Origin of the sequence: Agrobacterium vitis, from assembly GCF_037039395.1 — a bacterium.
Classification (GTDB): Bacteria; Pseudomonadota; Alphaproteobacteria; order Rhizobiales; family Rhizobiaceae; genus Allorhizobium; species Allorhizobium vitis_E.
On record NZ_CP146242.1, the window covers coordinates 479,304 to 503,862 of the forward strand.

General features: G+C 58.4%; 16 protein-coding genes. 11 read left to right on the top strand and 5 right to left on the bottom strand.

All coding sequences use genetic code 11. From position 1 onward, the window contains the following. Positions 1 to 144: 144 nt before the first annotated feature. The 7 genes from V6582_RS04820 (at position 145) to V6582_RS04850 (ending at position 7,988) form a co-directional block, all read left to right on the top strand. Positions 145 to 1,464 (top strand): efflux RND transporter periplasmic adaptor subunit, encoded by a 1,320-nt coding sequence (locus tag V6582_RS04820; protein ID WP_156634377.1) that lies wholly within the window; start codon positions 145 to 147, stop codon positions 1,462 to 1,464. After that, entirely contained in the window at positions 1,461 to 4,592 is a 3,132-nt protein-coding gene (locus V6582_RS04825) for an efflux RND transporter permease subunit (protein WP_156634375.1), read from the top strand. The genes V6582_RS04820 and V6582_RS04825 overlap by 4 nt, the downstream gene beginning before the upstream one ends. 14 nt (positions 4,593 to 4,606) lie before the next feature. Next, positions 4,607 to 4,810 (top strand): hypothetical protein, encoded by a 204-nt coding sequence (locus V6582_RS04830; RefSeq protein ID WP_156634373.1) that lies wholly within the window; start codon positions 4,607 to 4,609, stop codon positions 4,808 to 4,810. Positions 4,811 to 5,189: 379 nt separating this feature from the next. Beyond that, a complete protein-coding gene (locus V6582_RS04835) occupies positions 5,190 to 6,482 on the top strand; it encodes an Hsp70 family protein (protein ID WP_156634371.1) in 1,293 nt (430 codons plus the stop codon). Between the two features lie 92 nt (positions 6,483 to 6,574). Next, positions 6,575 to 7,468 (top strand): uracil-DNA glycosylase, encoded by an 894-nt coding sequence (locus V6582_RS04840; protein WP_156634368.1) that lies wholly within the window; start codon positions 6,575 to 6,577, stop codon positions 7,466 to 7,468. Between the two features lie 197 nt (positions 7,469 to 7,665). Next, complete coding sequence (locus tag V6582_RS04845) at positions 7,666 to 7,830, top strand: hypothetical protein (RefSeq protein WP_156535192.1); 165 nt, start codon at positions 7,666 to 7,668, stop codon at positions 7,828 to 7,830. Then, complete coding sequence (locus V6582_RS04850) at positions 7,827 to 7,988, top strand: hypothetical protein (RefSeq protein ID WP_156634366.1); 162 nt, start codon at positions 7,827 to 7,829, stop codon at positions 7,986 to 7,988. The genes V6582_RS04845 and V6582_RS04850 overlap by 4 nt, the downstream gene beginning before the upstream one ends. Before the next feature lie 81 nt (positions 7,989 to 8,069). Here V6582_RS04850 and V6582_RS04855 read toward each other — a convergent pair whose 3' ends face one another. After that, entirely contained in the window at positions 8,070 to 8,999 is a 930-nt protein-coding gene (locus V6582_RS04855) for a hypothetical protein (protein ID WP_156634364.1), read from the bottom strand. Between the two features lie 638 nt (positions 9,000 to 9,637). Between V6582_RS04855 and V6582_RS04860 the strand changes: the two genes are divergently transcribed. After that, positions 9,638 to 10,870 (top strand): MFS transporter, encoded by a 1,233-nt coding sequence (locus tag V6582_RS04860; protein ID WP_156634362.1) that lies wholly within the window; start codon positions 9,638 to 9,640, stop codon positions 10,868 to 10,870. Between the two features lie 240 nt (positions 10,871 to 11,110). Here the strand turns inward: V6582_RS04860 and V6582_RS04865 are convergent, their stop codons facing one another. Beyond that, positions 11,111 to 12,064: a DMT family transporter gene (locus V6582_RS04865; protein ID WP_156634359.1), complete on the bottom strand. Its 954-nt coding sequence runs from the start codon at positions 12,062 to 12,064 to the stop codon at positions 11,111 to 11,113. Positions 12,065 to 12,487: 423 nt separating this feature from the next. On the opposite strand from V6582_RS04865, the gene V6582_RS04870 reads away from it, so the two are divergent. The 3 genes from V6582_RS04870 (at position 12,488) to V6582_RS04880 (ending at position 19,260) form a co-directional block, all read left to right on the top strand. Continuing rightward, on the top strand, positions 12,488 to 13,600 hold the full coding sequence (locus V6582_RS04870; protein ID WP_156634357.1) for a methyl-accepting chemotaxis protein: 1,113 nt from the start codon (positions 12,488 to 12,490) through the stop codon (positions 13,598 to 13,600). A 324-nt stretch (positions 13,601 to 13,924) separates the two neighbouring features. Further along, positions 13,925 to 16,603, top strand: a complete 2,679-nt coding sequence (gene pepN, locus V6582_RS04875; protein WP_156634355.1) for an aminopeptidase N — start codon at positions 13,925 to 13,927, stop codon at positions 16,601 to 16,603. A gap of 284 nt (positions 16,604 to 16,887) precedes the next feature. Then, a complete protein-coding gene (locus V6582_RS04880; protein ID WP_156634353.1) occupies positions 16,888 to 19,260 on the top strand; it encodes a PAS domain-containing sensor histidine kinase in 2,373 nt (790 codons plus the stop codon). On the opposite strand, the gene V6582_RS04885 is transcribed toward V6582_RS04880, so the two are convergent. The 3 genes from V6582_RS04885 to V6582_RS04895 form a co-directional block, all read right to left on the bottom strand. Continuing rightward, the gene (locus V6582_RS04885; protein ID WP_420360227.1) at positions 19,233 to 22,232 is read right to left on the bottom strand and encodes a bifunctional [glutamine synthetase] adenylyltransferase/[glutamine synthetase]-adenylyl-L-tyrosine phosphorylase; all 3,000 of its coding nucleotides are present in this window, start codon (positions 22,230 to 22,232) and stop codon (positions 19,233 to 19,235) included. The two genes, V6582_RS04880 and V6582_RS04885, sit on opposite strands and share 28 nt — an antisense overlap. Positions 22,233 to 22,302: 70 nt before the next feature. Beyond that, positions 22,303 to 23,709 carry a sensor histidine kinase gene (locus V6582_RS04890; protein WP_156634348.1) on the bottom strand — a complete coding sequence of 469 codons (1,407 nt, stop codon included), beginning with the start codon at positions 23,707 to 23,709 and terminating at the stop codon, positions 22,303 to 22,305. Positions 23,710 to 23,718: 9 nt separating this feature from the next. Beyond that, positions 23,719 to 24,453 carry a response regulator transcription factor gene (locus tag V6582_RS04895; RefSeq protein ID WP_085946615.1) on the bottom strand — a complete coding sequence of 245 codons (735 nt, stop codon included), beginning with the start codon at positions 24,451 to 24,453 and terminating at the stop codon, positions 23,719 to 23,721. Between the last annotated feature and the right edge of the window lie 106 nt (positions 24,454 to 24,559).

Below are 24,559 nucleotides of genomic sequence, written 5' to 3' on the forward strand. Positions count from 1 at the left end.
TCACTAAATACGACTTTATTACAAGAATTTAAGGATAACTCACCGCGAGTTGATCGATAGTGTGCTCCGCTGTTATTTTCGCGGTGCATTAATTCAATAATGATAGGATGAACGACCAGCTCAAGCTTCATCAGGCCCTGACACATGAAAAAATTCTGGACCGCCTCCAGCATCATCGCAATCCTTGCCGTCGGCGGGTGGATATATCGCGACCAAATTCCTTATCTCGACAAGGTACCGTTTCTAAGCCAAACCAGCCAGACGGCGGGCCACAAAGCAGGTGCCGAACAGGCAACGGCCCAGACCAATGGGCAATCCTCAGGCCAATCGTCAGGACAGGAAGCCGGCAAATCGGCCAGCCAGGGCAGCGGCCAAGGTGGCGGCCAAGGTAGCGGAAAGAGTGGCGGTCGGCGTAATGGCGGACCGGCATCGGTCAAAACCGTTGCTGCCAGCATGGGCAATCTGCCGATGGATGCCACGGCAACAGGCTGGGCCGAAGCGGAAGATACCACGACACTGGCCGCCCTCCAGAGCGGTCTGCTTCAGGACGTGATCGCCAAGGACGGACAGGAAGTGAAAGCGGGAGATCTGATCGCCCGGCTGGACGACCGGATCGCCCAGGCGACCGTGGACAAGGACAAGGCCAATATCGTTGCCGACCAGGCCAGCCTGGCCGAATACGAGGCGGCCTTGACGCGTGCGGAAAGCCTGCTCAAGCAGAGTGCGCAATCGCAGCAGGCCTATGAACAGTCCAAGGCATCGCGGGATTCGGCTGCTGCCAAGGTTGATGCCGACAAGGCCACGCTGGCATCCGATATGGTCGATCTGGAGCATATGAAAATCCGGGCGCCCTTCGATGGTAGGCTCGGAAGTATCCAGCTCAGCATCGGCGCCTATGTCAGCGCCGGAACCGCCATCGTCAGTATCACCCGCTACAATCCGATCTATGTGAAATTCCAGATGGCGGAACGCTACCTGCCACAATTGCATCAGGCGTTTTCAGGCAAGGACGTGGTGGTCGATGTCGATCCCGCCTCGACCGGCGGCGTGCCGGTTCAAGGCAAGCTGTCCTTCTTCGACAATAGCGTGGACACCACCTCGGGGACTATTCTCGTCAAGGCGGAATTTCAAAACGACAAGGGCATTCTCTGGCCCGGCCAGAGCGCCAATGTCACAGTTCGCTTCCAGACCGAAGACCGCAACATCCTCGTGCCAACCGTCGCGGTTCGCCCCGGTGCTGAAGGCTTCTTCGTCTATACGGTCAACAGCGACAGCAAGGTCAAGGCAACCAAGGTTTCCGTCCTGCGCGCCAATGGCGACATGACAGCGATTGCCTCAGGCCTCAAGGAAGGCGATCACGTCGTGGTGGAAGGCCAGGTGCAGCTTGCCGATGGCCAGACTGTTCTGGAACAGTTTGCCGGCCAGAAAGTGGCTGAAAACGAGCCGAAGGATATCACCCGATGATCCCTGCATTTTGCATCAATCGGCCTGTTGCCACCATTCTGCTTGCCATCGGCCTGGTTCTGGCCGGGTTGGCCGGTTATCGGCTTTTGCCGGTGGCCGCTTTGCCCAAGGTGGATTTTCCAACCATCAACGTGACGGCGACCCTGTCCGGCGCCTCGCCGGAAACCATGGCGACGTCCGTTTCCACCCCGCTGATCAAACAGTTCGAGACCATCCCCGGGATCAGCGAAATCAGCGCGACCAACTCGCTGGGCAATTCCTCCGTCGTTCTCCAGTTCGACCTGAACCGTGATATCGATGCCGCCGCTGCTGACGTTCAGGCGGCGATTTCCCGCGCCAGCCGTCAGTTGCCCAGCAACATGACGTCCGATCCGAGCTACCGCAAGACCAATCCAGCCGACTCACCGGTGCTGCTCCTGGCCATCAACAGCGATGAGATGCCGCGCAGTCAGGTGGATTCGATTGCCGAAAACATCATTTCGCCGCTGCTGTCGACGCTGAACGGCGTAGCGCAGGTCAGTATCTATGGTTCCCAGACCTACGCAGTGCGGATCGGCGTCGATCCCGCCAAGCTGCAAGCGCGCGGACTTGGCGTCGATACGCTGACCTCGGCGATTACCGGTGCCAATAGCCAGGTACCTATCGGCACCTTGCAGATGGCCAATCAGTCGCTGACCATCAATGCCAATACCCAGCGCACCAATGCCGAGGAATTCAAGTCGCTGGTGATTTCCACCAGCAATGGCGCACCAATCCACCTTTCCGATGTCGCCAATGTGCGCGACAGTGTCGACAATCTCGATGCCGGCAGTTGGTTCGATGGCAAACAGGCGATCATCCTCGCCATCCAGCGCCAGCCCGACGCCAATACGGTCGAGGTGGTCGATGAGGTGATGGCAAAGCTGCCTGCCCTGCAAAAGCAGCTGCCCCCCTCGTTGAAGATCAATGTGATGAACGATTCATCGACCGCCATCCGCGAGGCGATCCACGACGTTCAGTTCACATTGTTCCTCACCATCGCGCTTGTCATCCTGGTCATCTATCTGTTCACCGGCCATCTGACCGCGACCCTCATTCCCGGTCTTGCCGTGCCGCTTTCGCTGATTGCCACCTTTGGCGGCATGTATGTGCTTGGCTACAGTATCGACAATATCTCGCTGCTCGGCCTGACGCTGGCGGTGGGTCTGGTGGTGGATGACGCCATCGTCATGCTGGAAAATATCCTGCGCCATGTCGAAGAAGGCATGCCGCCGCTTAAGGCCGCCCTTAAAGGTGCCGGTGAGGTCAGCTACACGATTATTTCCATGTCGATCTCACTCGTGGCAGTGTTCATTCCCATCCTGTTGATGGGCGGTGTTGTCGGACGCCTGTTCAATGAGTTCGGCATGGTCGTCACCATGGCAATCCTGTCGTCTGCCCTGGTATCTCTGACGGTCACGCCAATGCTGGCAGCCCGGATTTCCTCCCACAGCAGCCGCCCACCGCTGATCGTACGCTGGTTCGACGCCGGTTTTGCCAAGACGCAGAGCGGCTATGACAAGTCTGTCCGCTGGTGTCTCAACCACCGTTTTGTGGTGATGATGGTCTTTGTCGCCTCCATCGCAGGCTCCGGCTGGCTGTTCCACACGCTGCCATCCAGCTTCTTCCCGCAGGAAGATATTGGCCGGTTGACGGTCAGCACCCAGGCCCGTGAGGATATTTCCTACGCGGCCATGCGCGATCTTCAGTCAAAGGTCGCTGAGGAACTGAAGACCAATCCTGCTGTAGATCATGTCACCTCCATCGTCGGTGGCTCAAGCCGCAGCCCGCTTAACAACGGCACGATCTTCGTTCAGTTGAAACCGAAGGACGACCGTCCGCCTCTTGCTCAAACCCTCAACGAGATGCGACAGAAGCTGTCGAAGATCGCCGGTATCCGCGGCTATATCACCCCGCAGCAGAACCTGCGCTTCGGCGGCCGCAGCACCGCCAGCCAGTATCAGTTGGTTGTCCAGGCGCTGAGCACGAAAGCCACGGACGAATGGTCATCGAAGATCCAGGCCGCCATGCGCCAGGACCCATTGTTTACCGATGTGACCAGCGATGCGCAGAACAATGCCATCGCCGCCGATATCAATATCGACAACGGCAAGGCCGCCGCTTTCGGCATTACCAACGATCAGCTGCGCAAGACCCTGGAAATGGCGTTCAGCGGCTATAATGCCGCCCAGATCCAGTCGACCGGCGACAGCTACGATGTCATCGTTGAGTTCGACCGGAACAAGCCGTGGGACGACGAGTTCCTGCGCGATATCCTGGTGCGTTCATCGTCCACGGGAACGCTGGTGCCGCTGTCGAACTTCGCCACGGTCAAGCGTCATACTGCCCCTGTCACTGTCAACCAAACCGGCCAGCTGGTTTCGACCACGGTGTCGTTCAACCTGCCTGACGGCATATCGCTGAGCGACGCCACCGCCCGGATCGATCAGATCAAGACCGAGATTGGCATGCCCAATGACGTCTTCACCTCCTATGGCGGTACGGCGGCGATTTTCCAGCAGTCGCAAGGAAATACCGGTCTGCTGATCCTGGCCGCCGTGCTGACGATCTATGTGGTGCTGGGCGTGCTGTATGAGAGCTTCATCCATCCGCTCACCATTCTTTCCGGCCTGCCGGCGGCGGCTTTCGGGGCGCTTCTGGCCCTGAAACTGCTGAATTTCGACATGTCGGTCATCGCTCTGATCGGCCTGCTGATGCTGATCGGCATCGTCAAGAAAAACGCCATCATGATGATCGACGTGGCAGTGGAATTGATCCGCGAACATGGCGAAACACCGGCAAAGGCCATTCACGAGGCCTGTGTGCGGCGTTTCCGGCCGATCATGATGACCACTTTCTGCGCGCTTCTCGGAGCACTGCCCATTGCGCTAGGCCATGGCGCCAGTTCCGAACTGCGCCAGCCGCTCGGCATCGCCGTTGTCGGCGGCCTGATCGTCTCACAATTGCTCACACTGTTCATCACGCCAGTGATCTTCGTGGAAATGGACCGGTTCGGCAAATTCCTGACCAGGCTTGTTCGCCGAGACAAGGGGCATCACGCGGCAAACAGCGAAGATCGGCCATCCAAACCAGCCATGGCGGCTGAATAGCGGGAGCAAATCAAATGATTGTCGTGCGTTGGGCTTTAACCATTGTCGGCTTACTGGCCATTGCCATGGGCATTCTGTGGATGGCGCAGGGTGCCGGGATTTTCCCCTACCCGCAATCCAGTTTCATGATCAACCAGACCCCTTGGATCATCTGGGGCGGCTTGCTGGCCCTGTTCGGTCTTGCACTGACCTGGGGGGCGGGCCGGGTTTTGCGATAACCTTGCGCAGTTCATGATTGTCACTTCAAAGCGCCGCGTTTGACCGAACGCGGCGCTTTTATCCGTCAAGCATCGGCTTTTGTCAGGGACAAAGTCGACCCGGTTTTCCCGATAGGACAAACGAAAACAGGAAATGCGGGAGTCTGTCTGGTTCAACCTGAACCAGACAGACTCTGCTACAGCGAACCTTTGCGCACCGTCCAGGGCGCACGGCGCTTTCGTGCGCTGGCAGCGGCTCTTTTCTGGAAATCGATCCTTGCATCCTGCCCCAGCCTGTGTCATCAGGCCCGCTCCTTAAGCAAAGCCCCTCTCAGGCAGAGGCGCGCCCGCAACCGTCCAATCATTCACGCCCATAGACAGGCATCAGGGAGCAGCAGCCATGGCAAACGCGCTTGGGCTTGATTTCGGCACGACCAACACGGTCCTGGCACAGAGCATCAATGAGAGCACCACCCATTCGGTGCAGTTCACCTCCATGGCCGGAACCACCGACAGCATGCGCACGGCGCTATCCTTCATGAAGGATGCCCAGCTTGGCGCGCGTGCCCTGAAGGTAGAGGCCGGACAGGCTGCCATTCGCCAGTTCATCGACAATCCCGGCGATTGCCGTTTCCTGCAATCGATCAAGACCTTTGCCGCCTCGGCGTTGTTTCAGGGCACGCTTGTCCATGCACGGCGGTTTCAGTTCGAAGACCTGATGGAAGTGTTCCTGAAACGGCTGGAAGCCTATGCTGGCGATGGCTGGCCTACGAATGCCAGCCGCATCGTTGCGGGCCGACCAGTGCATTTTGCTGGCGCCTCGCCCGATCCCGAGCTTGCCATGCGCCGCTATAACGAGGCGCTGACCCGGCTCGGCTTTCCGGAAATCCATTATGTCTATGAGCCGGTGGCCGCGGCCTTCTATTTCGCCCAGCACCTGACGGCGGATGCCACAGTGCTGGTTGCCGACTTCGGCGGCGGCACCACCGACTATTCGCTGATCCGGTTCGAGCGCAAGGCAGGGGTGCTGTCGGCAGTGCCGGTCGGCTATTCCGGTGTCGGATTGGCTGGTGACCAGTTCGATGCGCGCATCATCGAGCATCTGGTGGCGCCTGAAATCGGCAAAGGCAGCCAGTTCAAGAGTTTCGACAAGATCCTGGATATTCCAAGCAATTATTACACCAGCTTTTCACGCTGGAACCAGTTGTCGGTGTTCAAATCCTCGAAGGAATTCGCCGATCTGAAGCAATTGGTGCGCCAGAGCCTCGCTCCCGACAAACTGGAACTGTTTATCGACCTGGTCGAGCATGACGAAGGCTATCCGCTCTACCAGGCTGTGTCCTCCACCAAGATGGCGCTCTCTTCAGCGGATGAAGCGGAGTTCAATTTCTCGCCCCTGGGCGCGGCTGGCCGCAAGACCGTCAAGCGCCAGGATTTCGAGAGCTGGATTGCCGACGATCTCACACGCATCGAATCGGCACTCGACGATGTCTTGACCCGGACGAACACCGAGGCAGGCGCCGTGGACAAGGTGTTTCTGACTGGCGGCACATCCTTCGTTCCGGCGGTGCGGCGGATCTTCACCGAGCGCTTCAGCCAGGACAGAATCGAGAGCGGCGGCGAAATGGTATCGATTGCCCATGGACTGGCGCTGATTGGCGACCGCGACGATATTGCTCTTTGGACAGCATGACCTGGAGACAGCAGGACCGGGGGGGACGGCATAACCGGAAGCAAATACGGTTTTCTGTTCCTTTCTGCGAATAGCTTGTCTAGAACAGAGCAATGATTGCCGCTCAGGACATGACTGCCGCCGAACTTGCCGCCCTTCTGGCTTTTCACGCCGAAGCCGGGGTGGATTGGCTTGTGGAAGATGCGCCTGTTGACCGGATCGCACAATTTGCAGCAGAACGGCAGGCGCGCACCAGGGTCACGCCACAACAGGCCCCGGTTCAGGCCCCAAGTCAGGCCAAGGATCAGCGGGCCGCGACCGCCCCTGTCGGTTCGCAGAATGGCCCTGCCCTCACCCGCGACCGCCCGGCCCCTCGGCCTGCTGCATCGACACCGCTTGCCATTCCCGATGAAACAGCAATCAACGACGCCCGGTTTGCAGCCGAAAGCGCTCGTTCGCTGGCCGAGTTGAAAACGGCTCTGGAAGGATTTTCCAGCTGCAATCTGAAGACCAGTGCCCGCTCCACAATCTTCGCCGAAGGCCCCGCCGAGGCAGGCATCATGGTGATCGGCCCCATTCCGTCAGCCGATGACGATCGCGAAGGTCTGGCCTTTTCCGGCCGAACCGGCGCACTGCTCGACCGGATGCTCGCCGCCATTGGCCTTGGTCGCGACGCGCTGCTGCTGACCACCGCCATTCCCTGGCGCGGCCCTGGCGACCGCATGCCAACCCCGGCCGAAGCCGCCATCTGCAGGCCCTTCATAGAGAGACAGATCGCCCTGGCCGAACCGAAAGCCGTTCTCCTGCTCGGCAATTTCACCGCCCGGTTCTTCTTCGGTGGAACGGCGACAATCCATTCGATGCGCGGAGAGTGGCGTGACGTGGCCGCAGGCGGTCATGGTGTTGCCGCCATGGCAACCTTTCATCCGCAGGAATTGCTGCAAGCTCCCGCCACCAAGGCTCTGGCCTGGCAAGATCTTCTCGCCTTCCAGCAACGGCTTGTTTGACACACGCCTTGCAATGATTGCCGATTGTTCGCTTGCTAAACGAACCCATGCGCAAACCGCATGGCAGTCATCATTTTAGAGCCATTGAATTTTCTATATTGCAGTGCAATATATTCATTGTTGCAGGTGTGTGTCGGGCATGAATGGCCGGCAATCGCCGCACAGTCTTGGGAGGACCCTTTACAGGAACCAGGACGATGAACCGGAAACGCATTACACGGCCAATCCACAGCAAGTTCGAAACGGTGCGCGGGCAAATCCGTTCGCTTAAGGGCCTGCATAGCTATTACCGCATGGGCTATGTCGCCTGCGAACAATTGGCCTCCACGGCCTGGATACGATTGGAAAGAGACATTCGATGACCCACGGTTTCGACGCAACAAAGGCCAGACGCCTCGCCATCCGCCCAGTGCGGGCTTTTCAACAGATCCACGCGGCAATCAGCGCATCGCGCGATTTCAGCCGTTCGGCCCGCGCCGACGGCGATGACACCGTGTTGCAGGCCGCCATTCCATTCTGAAATGATTCCGCTTCAAAACGGGACGGCAGTTTTCATCTGGAATGGATTTTGACTGCAACATCCTTGCTTGCGGCATCGCGTTCAGCACCCTCTGTTTGATGCCGAACGCGCTACCGTGACAGGTTCGTTTTGCGGATGCGCTTGCTGCGTTTCTCCTGCCAGTATCATCTCTTTTTCAAAGACCGCATCGAGAAAAGCTGATTTGCGCGCCAGCCAATCGCGATATTCCTGATAGAAGTCTGCCGCCAGCCAGATGTGGCTGGCGCGGCCAGATCCATTACGGCGAATGCAGCCGTGCTGTTCGGCCTTTCTCAAGGCTCTTTGCAGATGGGTGCGCGACATGACGAAGCGTTCCGCCATGGCCGGGATGTCAATGACTCCCAGATCGTAGAAGCCATCCTCAAGGACCGCATTGGGCGTGAGGGATATGAACCTGTCGACGACCAGGGCGCCACTTTCCGTCCACAGAAACAGGCCAATGCGCTCACCTGGATCGCGCCATTGCCCATCATCGAGGCAAAGGCGGGCAAATTCCGGTTGAACCAGGAAGAGCAATTCGGGGCGCTGTCGGAAATGCTCCAATCTCTCGCCACCATCGACATGATCGAGTACGGCGAGATTGACGCTAAGCCATCGCTGCATTGCATCGATACTGGCCTCGCTCGCCTCAAAACTGCGCGGACGCTTGGCGCTGGCGGGGTGAAGGCGGATGAAGCGATAGGACAGAAGTTGATCGACATAGGTCAGAACCGTATTGCGGCTGGCAATCCCGGTCTGGCAGATCCAGTCCGCCAAGCCGCTGGCCGTCAATCCCGGACCGCTGATGCGTCCCGCCAGATGATCCGCATAGAGCGCAAAGGCGGCCTGGGTCATCATCCAGCGCTGGTGCGAAACAAGCGCACGCGCCAATCTTGGCGTCTCATCGAACTGATCCCCGAACCGTGCCGCCATGACAGCTATCGCCTCGGCGAAGCGCCAGGAGGATGCAAGCGTTGCAACAGAAAGCGCCATGGACAATCCCAAGTTCAGCAATAAATGAATAAGGAAAGCAGCAAGAGCCTATACCCAGCGAGCCATCGCCACCTACATCGTTAATTTTTTATTGATTATAACAACAAAACCCGTCGTATTGCCAATAAATTCTTGTGAGCCCTATCACAACAGACAGGAATACAAGGAGATGCTTAACCTAAAAATGATTCATACGGTCATACCGCATAAATTAATGTCATTTGCGCAAAATCAACATTATCCAAACTGCGCCATCCTGAGCCAGGCCGCGCGTATCCGCCATAGAAAGCGGCAGGTCGATATTATACCATGCCACAGTCGACTTTGGAGCATGTTTTCACTACAGCGTCCGTTAAGATCCCTATGGCAGGTGTTCCCACGTTTCGAGCGAGGACTTTTCCAGGATGCAGAATACGAGGAATATTGAAAATGACCCTTCGTATTCGATTTTTGAATATCTCAAGACTTCGGTGCGTTTGAGATATTCAAAATTCGTGCAAGGCCAGGATGCGTCAGTATCTTCGCCTTGATCTAGTAAACCTGCTGTCGCCTGTCATATCTGCGGCATAATTTTCGCCGTAAGTGGGTCCAGGTTACAGTCGCCCCAGTCGCAGCCTCATTCCTGTTCGGACCATGCCATGATTGCCAGTCTCGCCTCCATCGGCGCCCTCATGCTCTCAACCCTGCTGATGATGGCCGGATTCGGGCTGATGAATTACATGCTGCCGATCCGGGCGATTGCCGAGGGGTGGTCGACATTCACCATTTCGATCATCGCCACCGGTTATACCTTTGGCTTCACCACATCCTGCGTCGTCACGCCTCGACTGGTGCAGAAGGTGGGACATGTCCGGGTGTTTTCCGCCCTGATCACCCTCCTGACCATGTCCGTCCTGCTCTGCGCCATCGTTGTCGACTGGCGGGCCTGGACCCTGTTCCGGGGCATCGCCGGCTTTGCCATTGCCGGCAGCTACCTGATCATCGAAAGCTGGCTGAATGAGCGCAGCAACAATGAAAACCGTGGCGGATTGTTTTCCATCTATATGATTTCCTGCCTGGTCGGCTCGATTGGCGGCCAGTATATCGTGCCGCTTGGCGATCCAAGCCAGGTGACACTGTTCGTCGTCTGCGGATTGATTTTTTCCGCAGCACTCTTTCCAACCGCTCTGTCCACCGCCCAATCGCCCGCGCCGCTCGCCCAGGCACGGTTCGACCTGAAGAAACTCTATATCCGCTCGCCCATTGCTTTTGTCGGCTCGTTGCTGTCAGGCGCTTTGTCGGGAACCTGGAGCAGTCTCGGTGCGGTTTACAGCCAGCGGGTCGGTCTTTCGACGGCGGAAGGTGCTACCTTTCTGGCAGCCGTGCTGGCTGGAGGCGCCATCGCGCAGATGCCGTTAGGACGCCTATCCGATCGCATGGACCGCCGCCGCGTTATGGTCGGCGCTGGCTTGTTCGGGGTGTTTTGCTGCGCGGTGATGATCGTGCTGGGCGGAATTTCGCCATTGGCGCTCTATATCTGCGGCTTCTTTGTCGGCACCGTGCTTTATCCGGTTTATTCACTCAATGTCGCTCATGCCAATGACATGGCCGACCCCGATGAATATGTGACGATCTCGAGCGCCATCATGATTCTCTACGGCTTCGGCACCGTCACCGGCCCGCTGGTGACAGGCGCCATCATGCAGGGCGTCGGCCCCAACGGATTGCTGTTCAGCCTCGCCATCAGCTTTCTTCTCTACGCTGGCTATGCTGCCTGGCGGATGCGGCAGCGCAGCGCTATCCCTGACCAACCCGGCAAGACCGAGTTTCAGGCCTCCTCCATCCCGCTCCAGGGCACGGAAGCCGTCTCCAGCAAGATCACCGATCTCTGATCCAAGACACTCATACCAAGCCTCGAAGATGCTGACGCATCCTCGTCTTGAAGGCATTGCAAATATCTCAAATGCATTACAGCGCCGTGCGTTTTATAAAACGCACAAAGGACGCCGTAACACTTTAAATCTGCTGCATAATTCTTCCCTTAAATCGATTCCGATTTAAGGAATTATGCAGTAGAGGCTTGAGATATTTGCAAAGGGAATAGCAAGGGCCATTGAAAATGACCTTTGGTATCAGGCGCCGGGCGTGGATGCCTTGCGCGCCGCGCGGCGCTCCAACCCCAATTGATGCTCGCGCAGGATAATGAAAATTCCGGCACCCGCCACTATCAGTGTGCCGACCAGGGTGTGAATGCTCGGAAGAGCATCGAACAGCAGATAGCCGATCAGCGAGCCAAACAGGATGGAGCTGTATTCGAACGGCGCGATTGTCGAAATATCAGCATGGCGGTAACTTTCCGTCAGCAAAATCTGGGCGAGACCGCCGCAGATCCCCGCAAAAGCCAGGAGACCAAGCTGGCGGACGGAGAGATCGTTCCAGCCGAATGGCAGACTGACAAGCGATATCAGCGCCGCGATGATCGAGAAATACAATACGATCGTGGCGGTTTTTTCTTCACGAACGAGTTGGCGGACCTGCAACATCGCCGCTGCTCCAAGCGCGGCGGAGGCGAGAACTGCAAGCGTCCCCAAGCCAGCCTCGGAACCATAAAATCCGTCCTGTAACAGGGTCAGCTTCGGCCAGGAAATAATCACCACACCGACCAGGCCGATGGCAACGGCCGACCAGCGATAGAGCCTGACGGTCTCACCCAGGAAAACCGCAGCAAACACCACGGCAATCAGCGGCATGGCATAACCGATGGCAATTGCATCCGGCATCGGCAGATGCACGAGGCCGTAAAAGCCACAGGCCATGGCAGCGATACCGATCAGCCCGCGCTTGACATGCCCAAACACATTGGCCGTCTTCAACCCGGTCCTGATCTGCCCCAGATAGGCGAGATAGGCCAGAATGGGGATGAGCGCGAAGGCTGAGCGGTAGAAGGTGATCTGCCCCGCTGGCACGTCATCGCCTGCCAGTTTGATCGCTGTCTGCATGGCAACGAAGACCGTAACAGAGGCGACCTTGAACACAATGCCCCTGATCGGGCCTCCGATCGGACCCGCCGATACTTCACTGTTCATTACGCTGGACTCACAAGGCCGACTGATATGCGGGCCATGACATCAAGGGGACGACCGGCCATGGGTTTCAGCCAGCACGTCGGATAACCCGACCATTGCCGATTCGGACCGACCGCGCAAGAACAAGGTCAGCATTCACGGACACTCCCGTGTCGCAAACAGGCGATGCGCAATGGGGTGGACAACCACAAATACTGTCGCAACCCTAAATAAATAATTACAAAATTACTATATTTAAATCATACACTTATCCCCAAAACTCAAAAATCCTCGACCTATCCTCGATAAATAAATCGTACCCAAAAACAATAGATTTGAATTTATACTTACTTAACCAAGTCATGCGTTAATTTACTGCAAAGCAATATATTATTTTTCTTCCCACTTTGGGTCATCGCGGCCCTGGCTTCAGGATTTATCGCCATGTCGAATTCTCCAGCACCGCTCCGCCAGAACCGGGTCGTGACTGCAACGCCTCGCTCCATGCGGCTGATTACGGAAAGCATTGGCGGCGATCTCGAAACGTTCAGCATGAACAATACATTGGTGGTCAAGCAAATCCGCCTGCTGGCCATCAATGCCTTGATTGAAGCAGCGCGCGCCGGTGATACGGGCAAAGGTTTCGCGGTCGTTGCCAATGAAGTCCAGCGCCTGGCTCAAAGCGCGGCCGACATCGCCAAACAGTTCGAGGACAATGTACTGAGCCGCATAAAGCTTGGCCGGGCCATGGCTGATGGTCTGGTTCAGGAAATGGAAGGCGTGCGGCTGACCGATCTCTGCCTGACCCTGGTGCAATTCATCGTCCGCAATCTGTTCGAACGCACCGCCGATGTTCGCTGGTGGGCAACGGACAATGCCCTGTGGTCGGCGCTACAAAATCCAACCACCGAAAGCTTCAACCACGCCTCGGAACGGCTCGGCGTCATCAACCGGTTCTATACGGTCTATCTCGACCTGGTGATGACGGATGCCAGTGGCCGTGTCGTCGCTTCTGCCAATCCACGCTACCGCAACAATCTTCAGAACAAGAATTTTGCCCAGGAAACATGGGTCAAGGCCGCCGGTCAAACGAAAAGCGGCGACGACTATATCGTTGACGAGGTCAAGAAAAGCCCTCTGCATGACAACCGCGACACACTGGTCTATGCGACCGGAATTCGGGCGGGAGGCCGTTCTGACGGCGACCTGCTGGGAATGCTTGGCGTCTATTTCGACTGGCAGGCCCAGGGCCAGGCCATCGTCGAAAAAGAAGCCAACCTGCCGCCGCATCTCGTCGACAAGACCCAGGTCATGCTGCTCGATGGCTCGATGCGGGTGATTGCCAGCTCCCATCCGAGCCGGATTTACACCCATTTCCCACTGCACAATAGCCAAGCAAACCAAAAAGGCAGTTACTATGATGACAGCGGAAACATCATCGCCTTTGCCAAAACGCTTGGTTACGAAGACTATGACGGCCTTGGGTGGTATGGCGTGATTATTCAACAAACCGAGGCGGATCAAGACATCCGCGCAAAGCTTGATATCGGTCTGTGAGCCAGGGCAATATACCAGTGGCTCCCGCCGAGACCTGTCCGCACACCCAAAACCAGATCTCGAGCCAAAATATTTCTGGAGCATTTCCAACAAAAGTGCAAAGCGGTTTTGGCAATCGGAAATGTTTGAAAACAACGAGATAGCTCATTTCCGTATGTTCGTGAGACAGGGAAATGATCTGGCGACATCAAGAATAGACAATAATAGATCGGATTTTAGCAATCGTTCAGAAATTGATGTCATCATGCCCATGAATTGCGCTGGCCCGTTCCATCGAAACGCTCGCGTGTAGTCGATTTGCAATAGGACGATCAGGATATATTGATGCGTACAGAAACGGGCCAGGTTGTCAGCCTGGCGGATTATCGCCCGACCGAGTTTGTCCTGGAGCGAGTGGACCTGACTTTCGAGCTTGATCCAACAGACACCAAGGTCGAGGCCCGCCTGATCTTCCATCGTCGTGAAGGTGCAGATGTCGCCGCACCGCTGGTGCTGGATGGTGACGATCTGGTTCTCTCCAGTGTGCTGTTCGACCAAATCGAGCTGGAGCCGGAGCGTTACAGCGCAACCGCGCGCTCACTGACGATCCGCGATCTTCCTGCTGCCGAACCCTTTGAGATCACCATTACCACGCTGATCAATCCTGAGGCCAATACCCAGTTGATGGGGCTTTACCGCTCGAACGGCATCTATTGCACCCAGTGCGAGGCCGAGGGCTTCCGCCGCATCACCTATTTCCCGGACAGGCCGGACGTATTGTCGGTCTATACCGTCAATATCATCGCTGACAAGCAAGCCAATCCGCTGCTGTTGTCGAACGGCAATTTCCTGGGTGGTGCGGGCTATGGCGAGGGCAAGCATTTCGCCGCCTGGTTCGATCCCCATCCCAAGCCCAGCTACCTGTTTGCACTGGTGGCAGGTGATCTCGGCCTGATCGAGGATACGTTCACCACGGTGTCCGGCCGCGAGGTGGCGCTGAAAATCTATGTGGAACACGGCAAGGAACCACGCGCCGCCTACGCGATGGATGCGCTGAAGCGCTCGATGAAATGGGATGAGGATGTGTTCGGGCGCGAATACGATCTGGATATTTTCATGATCGTCGCCGTGTCGGATTTCAACATGGGGGCCATGGAAAACAAGGGCCTGAATGTCTTCAACGACAAATATGTGCTGGCCGACCCGCAAACCGCCACCGATGCCGACTATGCCAATATCGAGGCGATCATCGCCCACGAATATTTCCATAACTGGACCGGCAACCGCATCACCTGCCGCGACTGGTTCCAGCTCTGCCTGAAGGAAGGGCTGACGGTCTATCGCGATCACCAGTTTTCCGCCGATCAGCGCTCACGCGCCGTCAAGCGCATCGCCGAAGTCCGGCATTTGCGCGCTGAACAGTTCGTTGAGGATTCCGGGCCGCTCGCGCATCCGGTACGCCCGAATACCTACAAGGAAATCAATAACTTCTATACGACCACCGTCTATGAAAAAGGCTCTGAAGTCACCGGGATGATCGCCACCATCCTCGGACCCGACCTGTTCAAGGCCGGCATGGATCTCTATTTCGAACGTCACGACGGCGATGCGGCAACGGTCGAAGATTTCGTTGCCTGCTTTGCGGAGGTCTCCGGGCGCGATCTTACCCAGTTCTCTCACTGGTATAATCAGGCCGGTACGCCGAATGTGACGGTATCCTGCGACTACGATACCGGCGCGAGCCTGTTTACCATCGAGTTGGAGCAGGTGATCCCGCCGACACCCGGCCAGCCAAACAAGCAGCCGATGCATATTCCGCTGCGCTTTGGGCTTCTGGCGGCAGATGGCGCGCCGCTTGACACAGCAACCGTGGGCGGCGGCGAAATCAGCGGCGACGTGCTGCATTTGACCGAACGTCGGCAGGTATTCCAATTTTCAGGCGTGAAGGAACGTCCAGTCCTGTCGCTCAACCGGGGCTTTTCGGCACCCGTCATCCTGCATTTCAGCCAGGCAAGTGCTGATCTTGCGCTGATCGCCCGCCACGATAGCGACTTGTTCTCCCGCTGGCAGGCCCTGACCGACCTCGCCTTGCCGGTTCTGTGTGACGGCGCACGCCAGCTCTCCACCAAGAGCGGCACGGCCAAGAGCGCTTCCGATAAAACATCCATCGCGGCAAGCGATGCCCTGAAACAAAGCCTGCTTGCCATCATCGCCGACGATGCGCTTGAGCCCGCCTTCCGCGCCCAGGTGCTGGCGCTGCCGAGCGAAGCCGATATTGCCCGCGAACTGGGCAGCGACATCGATCCGGACGCCATCCATCGGGCGCGCCAGGCGGTGCTGGCCGATATTGCCATCGATGGCGCGGATCTGTTTGCTCGCCTCTATGACGACATGGCGTCTGAGACCCCCTATAGCCCGGATGCTGCTGCGGCAGGCAAGAGAGCGCTGAAAAATGCAGCACTTGGCTATCTCGTTCAGGCCAAAGGCGAGCCAGCCAAGGCCGCCGAGGCCTATGGCAAAGCCGATAACATGACCGATCTGTCGCATGCGCTCGGTGTTCTCGCCTATCACTTCGGCGATACGGAAGAAGCGCAGGCAGCACTGGCCAATTTCCAGACCCGTTTCGCCCAGAATGCATTGGTTCTGGACAAGTGGTTTTCCATCCAGGCCACCATTCCGGGACACGGTGCGTTGGAACGGATTCAGGCGCTCATGCAAAATCCGCTGTTCAACGCCAGCAATCCCAACCGCGTTCGTGCGTTGATCGGCAGCTTCGCCTTTTCAAATCCGACCGGCTTTCACCGCGCCGATGGCAAGGCCTACGATTTCCTTGCCGAGCAAATTCTGGCCATCGACAAGCGCAATCCGCAGCTTGCCGCCCGCCTGCTGACATCGATGCGGACCTGGCAAAAACTTGAGCCGATCCGCGCGGCCAAGGCCAAGGCGGCCCTTGCCCTTATCGAAAGCTCAAATGGGCTTTCCAACGATGTCCGCGATATCGTCGAGCGAATGCTGAAAGGCTGAGCACCTCCAGTTTATGGTCTTCCCAAAGGGGCGGTCGCAAATGCGTCCGCCCCTTTTTCTGCGCAAGCCTGGAGGGCATGCGCATGTGCTGGCGAAGCAAGCATGATTCGGTGCCTGATATGTGCGGCTGCAACAGGCGTGCGATCATGAAAAGCTGATTCTTCGCAAGAGGTTAACAAGTGGTTAGTTTTTTCGACTGGACAGGAAGAATCCCTGATGATTCATTAGGTTAGATTTGGAGCGAGCGGCGCGCCGAATCAGGACGAGGGATCAAGGCAGGGACAATGGAAAACGTGCAGCGGGCGACCGCAGCCGATGATCGGTTGCGACCGGAATTTCCCGGATATCTGTCATTTCTGGATGCGGTCAAGAACCACGGAGGCGTTGCTTACGTCGTCCGAAACCTTTCGATTTCCAATACTGACGCGGCCCTTCGCCAAGTCATTCCTATTCTGGTGGTTGCTTTTCTAATCGTCATCGCCATGGCGCGTGGCATGGGGCTTGTCTCGGAATATGCGCGAATGGAAAGCGCCATCCGCCATTCCACCGCGATGATGGCCTCTGCAGCGGCGGCGGCCTTATCTTCCGGCCCCGAGCTTCCGGCAGAACTTGGCCGGGACAAGGCCGAAGCGCTGATCAAGCGTTTTCTGCCGCCCAATCTTCTCGATGACGAAAGCTTCGTTCTCTTGCTCGACCCCGAAGGCCGGGTGGTCGCCAGTTCCGGCAATGGCAGCAGTTTTGTCGGCATGCAGATCATGACGCTGTTTCCGCAGGTCGCGGTGCTCCGTAATTTCGGAGACCAGACCGGTGCGGTCGAAACCGACATCAACGGTTTTCGCCATATCGCCGTGCTGACCCCGACTGGCACGGACGGCGCGCTTGTTCTGGCGGCCCATTCGCTGAAATCCGCCGCCGATTACTGGCGGGCGGAACTCGCTCTCAACGTCACGCTGTTTTCGGCCATCTCGCTGATCCTGATGGGCATTCTCTATGCCTATTTCGCCCAGGCAAAACGGGCGCGGGAAACCTCTGACGTGTTCGTCGATTCCAATCGCCGGGTCGAAACTGCCCTGTCGCGCGGTCGCTGCGGATTGTGGGATTTCGATCTCGCCAGCCGAAAACTGGTCTGGTCGCGCTCTATGTTCGACATTCTCGGCCTGCCGCCGTCTGGTGACCCGCTCGGCTTTGCCGACGCCGCCCGGCTGATGCACCCTGATGACGGCAATCTTTATGCGCTGGCCCGCACCATTGGCCGGGATGGGGACCGCCATATCGACCAGGTGTTTCGCATGCGTCACGCCAACGGCCATTATGTCTGGCTGCGCGCCCGCGCCCAGGTGATCCGCACCAGTTCCGGCAGCCCGCATGTGATCGGCATCGCCATGGACGTGACGGAGCAGCACCGGCTGGCGCAGCGCTATGCCGAGGCCGACCAGCGGCTGGCCGACGCCATCGAATGCACCTCGGAAGCCTTCGTGCTTTGGGACAAGAACGACCGGCTGGTGATGTGCAATGCCCATTTTCAACACGTCTACGGCCTGCCCGACAGCGTGCTTGTGCCCGGCGTCGAGCGCGCTGTGGTGGATGCTGCCGCTGCCCGGCCCATCATTCAACGGCGCATTGCCGATCCCTCCGCCAAGGGAAGCTCGCGCACGACAGAGTTGCAGCTGGCCGACGAGCGCTGGCTGCAAATCAACGAGCGGCGCACCCGCGATGGCGGCCTGGTCTCTGTTGGCACCGATATTACTCTGCTGAAGCGCCATCAGGAACGGCTGCGCGAGCAGGAGCGCCGGCTGATGGCAACCATTGGCGACCTGTCTTCGTCGCAGAAAAAGCTGGAACGGCAAAAGGCGGAACTGTCGGAAGCCAACGAGAAATACCTGGCCGAAAAGCAGCGCGCCGAGGCCGCCAACAAGGCCAAGTCGGAATTCCTCGCCAACATGTCGCATGAGTTGCGCACGCCGCTCAACGCCATCCTCGGCTTTTCCGAAATCCTCTCCACCGGCATGTTCGGGCCGATCGGCTCACCGAAATACGGCGAATATGCTCGCGATATCCACGATAGCGGCAAGCATCTCCTCAACGTCATCAACGACATTCTCGACATGTCGAAGATCGAGGCGGGCCATATGCTGCTGAAATGCGAAAATGTCGATTTCGCCTCGCTGATCGACGAAACCCTGCGGCTGACGACCATTTCCGCCAAGGACAAGAATATCGCCATTGAGCAACGCATCGTTTCGGGCCTCGCCATGACCGCCGACCGGCGCGCTCTGAAGCAGATCCTGCTCAACATTCTGTCGAATGCGGTTAAATTCACCAATGAGGGCGGACGTATCGCGGTACGCGCCCACAAGATCGACGGCGCGGTGCGGCTGCTGGTCTCTGATACCGGCATCGGCATTCCCAAACAGGCCATCAGCAAGATCGGACAGCCCTTCGAACAGGTGCAGAGCCAATATGCCAAGAGCAAGGGCGGATCGGGCCTGGGCCTGGCGATTTCCCGCTCGCTGATCGTGCTGCATGGCGGTAGCCTGCGGATTCGCTCACGCGAGGGCAAAGGGACTGTTGTTTCGATCACCGTGCCGGATAGACCGTCGCAACTTCCCCCCTGCCGCAAGTCCGCCGCTCAGGGCCGGGTGCTGACAACCGCCTGAAAAATCCGCCGAACCGCCTTGGACAGGCGTTTCAACTCGGCCTCCAGCACTTTGAGGTCCGGGCAGTCGGCAACCCGCAGGACGACATCGATCAGGCCCGCCGGTGCATCCTGCGGCCTGAATCCTCCTTCGACACAGGCCCTGATTACCTGCGACAGTTCCGTGTAGAGCGTGAGGGCCGCAAGGCAGAGATCGAGATCACCCGCATCCATCGCCCGCGCACCACCCTGCTTCAAACGCTGGGCGGTGGTGATATCCGTCTGCGAAAACTCCGGCCCGTCCTGTGCCGTCAATCCATGATCCGGTTCTACCAGGGCCAGGTATTGAGCGAGAAATTCCAGATCGACCAATCCGCCGGGTATCAGTTTCAGGTCCCATCCGTCCTTCGGCGGCTTTTCGGTGTCGATCAGGCTGCGCATCTCACTGACATCGGCAGCAATCGCGGCGCGGTCGCGGGTCTGCGCCAGGATATCGGCAATGATGGTTTGGGCCTTGGCGACCAGCGGGCCATCGCCGGTGATCAGCCGGGCGCGGGTCAGCGCCATATGCTCCCAGGTCCAGGCCTCCTCGCGCTGATAGCGCTCGAAGGCTCTCAGCCGGGTTGCCACCGGCCCCTTGTTGCCGGAAGGACGAAGCCGCATATCCACCTCATAGAGCACGCCTTCGGCGGTCGGTGCGGACAAGGCGGCGATCAATCGCTGGGTCAGGCGGGTATAATAGCGCACGGGATCGAGTGGTTTTGCTCCATCGCTCTCCCCGTTTTCATCATCATACTCATAAAGCACGATCAGATCGACGTCGGAACCTGCGGTCAGCTCCCGCGAGCCAAGCTTGCCCATGCCGACCAGCGCCAGTTGCCCGCCAGAGATCCGGCCATGCACCCGTTCCACTTCACGGCGCACAGCGTGAAAGGCCTGCTCGATCACCAGATCGGCGAGATCGGTAAAGGCATGACCCGCCACCGTTCCGGAAATCGCCCCGGTCATCAGGCGAATGCCGATCAGGAAACGCTGCTCGGCGGCAAAGATCCGCAGGCGGTCGAGCAGTTCCTCGTAATTCGACACACCGCCAATAAAAGCATCGAGGCGCATGGCAAGATAATCGCGCGTCGGCAGATCGGCCATCAGACCGGGGTCGAGCATGCCATCAAAAACATGCGGACGACTGGCAATGGTGGCAGCAAGCCGGGGCGCGGCAGCCATGATGGTAACGATCAATTCCAGCAGTGCCGGGTTGTTGCCAAGCAGCGAAAACAGCTGGATACCGGCGGGAAGGCCCGACAGAAACGCATCAAACCGCAACAGCGCCTCATCGGCGCGACGGCTTTCGCCAAATGCCTTGAGGAGACGCGGGGTCAGTTCCGTCAACCGTTCGCGGGCCTCCACAGATTGCGTGGCGCGGTAGCGTCCGTAATGCCAGGTGCGGATCACCCTGGAAATGTCTTCAGGCCGGTGAAATCCAAGCTTTTCCAGCGTCTTCAACGTATCGGGATCGTCCTTTTGACCGGTAAACACCAGATTGCCGCCAACAGACAGATCGTCTTCCTGTTCAAACAATTGACCGTAACGCCGCTCGACCAGCCGTAGCCGCTTTTCCAGGGCCTGCGAAAAGCCTGCCGGAGTATCGAAGCCGCACATCAGCGCAATCCGCTTCAACTCGGTCTCGGTGGTCGGCAGCGTATGGCTCTGCTCATCATGCACCATCTGGATGCGGTGCTCGACATCACGCAAAAACCAATAGGCTTCGGTCAGTTCATCGCGGGTGCTGGCATCGATCCAGCGGGCCTGTTCCAGCGCCGCCAGTGCTGCCTCGGTGCCGCGCACCCGCAGATCCGGCATCCGTCCACCAGCGATCAATTGCTGGGTCTGGGCGAAGAACTCGATCTCGCGAATCCCGCCGCGCCCGAGCTTGACGTTATGGCCCTTGACCGCAATCGCTCCATGGCCCCGATGGCTATGGATCTGTCGCTTGATCGAATGAATATCGGCAATCGCCGCATAATCCAGGTATTTTCGAAACACGAAAGGCGCCAATTCCTTGAGAAAGGCCTGACCTGCCGCAAGATCCCCCGCCAGCGCCCGGGCCTTGATAAAGGCGGCGCGTTCCCAGTTCTGCCCACGTCCCTCATAATAGATCAGTGCTGCCTCAACCGGCATGGCGAGCGGCGTGGCCCCTGGATCGGGCCTGAGCCTCAAATCGGTACGGAAGACATAACCATCACCGGTGCGCTCCTGCAAAATGCGGATCAACCGGCGCATCATCCGGCCATAGGTTTCGGTTGCTTCCTCGGGGGCGACCAGGATTGCCGCATCCGGCTCAAAAAACACCACGAGATCGATGTCCGACGAATAGTTGAGCTCAAACGCGCCAAGCTTGCCCATGCCCAGCACGATCAGGCCACTGTGTTTCGATGGCGCATCGCGATCGGCAAGCTGTAACTTGCCCGCCTCATGACCCGCCAGCAAAAGATGGTCGATGGCGCAGGCGATTGCTGCATCCGCCATCCGCGACAGCCATAGCGTCGTCTGACGGGGATGAAACAGTCGGCCCAGATCGGCCAGCGCCAGCAGAAAGGACAGGCCGCGCTTGGCCTGGCGCAACCTGGTCATCACCATAGCCTCGGTTGGCGGCACTCCTTCCTGCGCCGGTCGCCAGGCATGGCGCGCATGCTCCACCAACCCATTCAGGCTCTCCTCCAAAGGGGCATGCAGCGCGCGCACAAGCAAATCAGGACGCAGCGCCGCCGTCTCACGCAGATAGGGAGATAGCGTCAGGGCAGCGATAATGAAGGATTTGAGCGGTGTCTCATCCGAAAGCAAGGCTGCGATCTCAGGCGTGTCCCTGCCAAGCTCCTTCAGCACGGCAAGGACAGCCTTGGTCTCCACCTTGTTCAGCGGTTTGACGACATCTTCGGCGACATCGCGCAGAAAGACGGTTTCCGGCAAAACGGGCTGGTCCTTGGGCATGCACATCCTCCATCCCGCCTGTTTCGGTCTGCCTTTTACAAGGCGGCCTTTTTGGCCATGGCGGGTTGAGAGAAGTTTATGCGGTTACACGCGGAAAGACCATGGTGGCCGTCAGCCCGGGACACTCGGAATTGGCGGTATCGGTATCGCTCAGCTCCAGCCTGCCGCCATGCAGCGCCATCACCGCCTCGACCAGCGACAGGCCAAGACCAGTGCCGGGTTTGCTTCGGCTTTCATCCAGCCGCACGAAACGCTTGACGACATCTTCCCGGCGCTCCGCCGCGATGCCAGGGCCATGATCGCAGACGCTGAGACGCGCCTCGCCGCCCGGCGTCTTTACCAGCACCACGCGGATTTCGCTGCCGCCTTCACCCGCATATTTAATGGCATTGTCGAGCAGATTAAAAATCGCCTGGCCGATCAGTTCGCGATTGCCCCGCACGCTAATGCCGGGGGCAATATCGCTTGTCAGCACATAGCCCGCCTCCTCGGCCACCGGCTCGTAAAGCTCGGCGGTATCGGCGACAATGCCGGAGGCATCGAGATCGGAAAGCTCGGCGGCAATCGAGCCCGCCTCGACGCGGGAAATCATCAACAGCGCGTTGAACGTGCGGATCAACTGATCCGATTCGCCGATAATCCCTTCCAGCGCCTGGCGCCGTAGCTGGTCATCATCCTCGGCCAGGGCATCGGCGGCCTTGTTGCGCAGCCGCGTCAGCGGCGTCTTCAGGTCATGGGCGATATTGTCGGAGACCTGACGAAGGCCCTCATTGAGCTTTTCGATCCGCTCCAGCATATCGTTCAGCGAGCGCGACAGCCGGTCAAATTCATCGCCGGAACCGGAGACCGGCAGACGCTGGCCAAGATCGCCCGCCATGATCTTCTTGCTGGCGGCAGACACCCGATCGATGCGCTTCAAGGCGTTGCGGCCAATGGCAAACCAGATCACCAAAGCCCCCGCCCCCATGATCGCGAGCGCCACCATCAGCGCCTTGCGCACCAGAATGCGGAATTTGGTCGGCTCGCCCAGATCCCGCCCGACCAGAATACGCAACCCATTGTCCAGCGCCAGCACATTGGCAATCGCCAGATGCGGGCGGGAAGGTCCTGATTCCGCATAGCGGTTATAGGCGAAGGGAAAATCCGTCCAGCCCTCACGGTCCAGCACGCCCGGCTCGACCGAACTGACATTGCCCGCCAGAAACTGACCGTTTGGCCCGGCAATGACATAGAGATTGGCGCCGGGCTGGCGCATGCGCCGTTCCATCAGCCGCAGCAGGTTATCGACACCGCCCTTTTCGTAGGCGCGCTCGATTTCCGTCACTTCCTGTTGCAGGCTCTCTCGCGTCTGCTGATTGAGCAGCCGTTCCGACAGTGCCGTGACGTAGATCACCAGAAAAGCGGCGCAAAGCGCAAACAGAATGATGTAAAGCGCCGAAAGCCTGACGGCGGTAGACTTGAACAGAAATCCGGCACGCGACATCGGGGCTCGTCAGCTTTCGTCTTTGATCATGTAGCCCGCACCGCGCACCGTTTTCAACAGCGGCCGGTCGAAATCCTTTTCGATCTTGGAGCGCAGCCGCGACACATGCACGTCGATGACATTGGTCTGCGGATCGAAATGATAGTCCCAGACATGTTCCAGCAGCATGGTGCGGGTCACCACCTGCCCGGCATTCTTCATCAGATATTCCAGCAGGCGGAATTCGCGCGGCTGGAGAAGGATTTCCTTGCCCGCCCGGCGCACTTCGTGGGAGAGGCGGTCCAGTTCCAGATCGCCGACCCGATAGATCATGTCCTGTTCCGGCGTGCCCTTGCGTCGCCCCAGGACTTCGACCCGGGCCAGAAGCTCGGAAAAGGCATAGGGCTTGGGCAGGTAATCGTCCCCACCGGCGCGAAGGCCGGTCACCCGGTCATCGACCTGGCCAAGCGCCGACAGGATCAGCACCGGCGTATTGATGCTGCGCTTGCGCAATTCAGAAATCACCGACAAGCCATCGCGGCGCGGCAGCATCCGGTCGATGATCATCACGTCATAGGTATTTTCGCAGCCCATGAACAGGCCTGCCTCGCCATCGCTGGCGTGGTCGGCCATGATCCCAGCCTCACGGAAGGCCTTGGTCATGTATGCGGCGGCTTCAAGATCGTCTTCGATCACAAGTATTTTCATGCGCGCGACATTAGTGCCCGCATTGCCTGATGCACAGCCTGTTTTACCGGTTTCCATGCTTTGTCCCGTCCCGAATGCCATGATCTGCGCCTCTTCGTTCACGAAAACACATCTTCTGCCGGAAGATTGACGGCGACTGGAAAAGTCCAGCCGCCGCCAATAG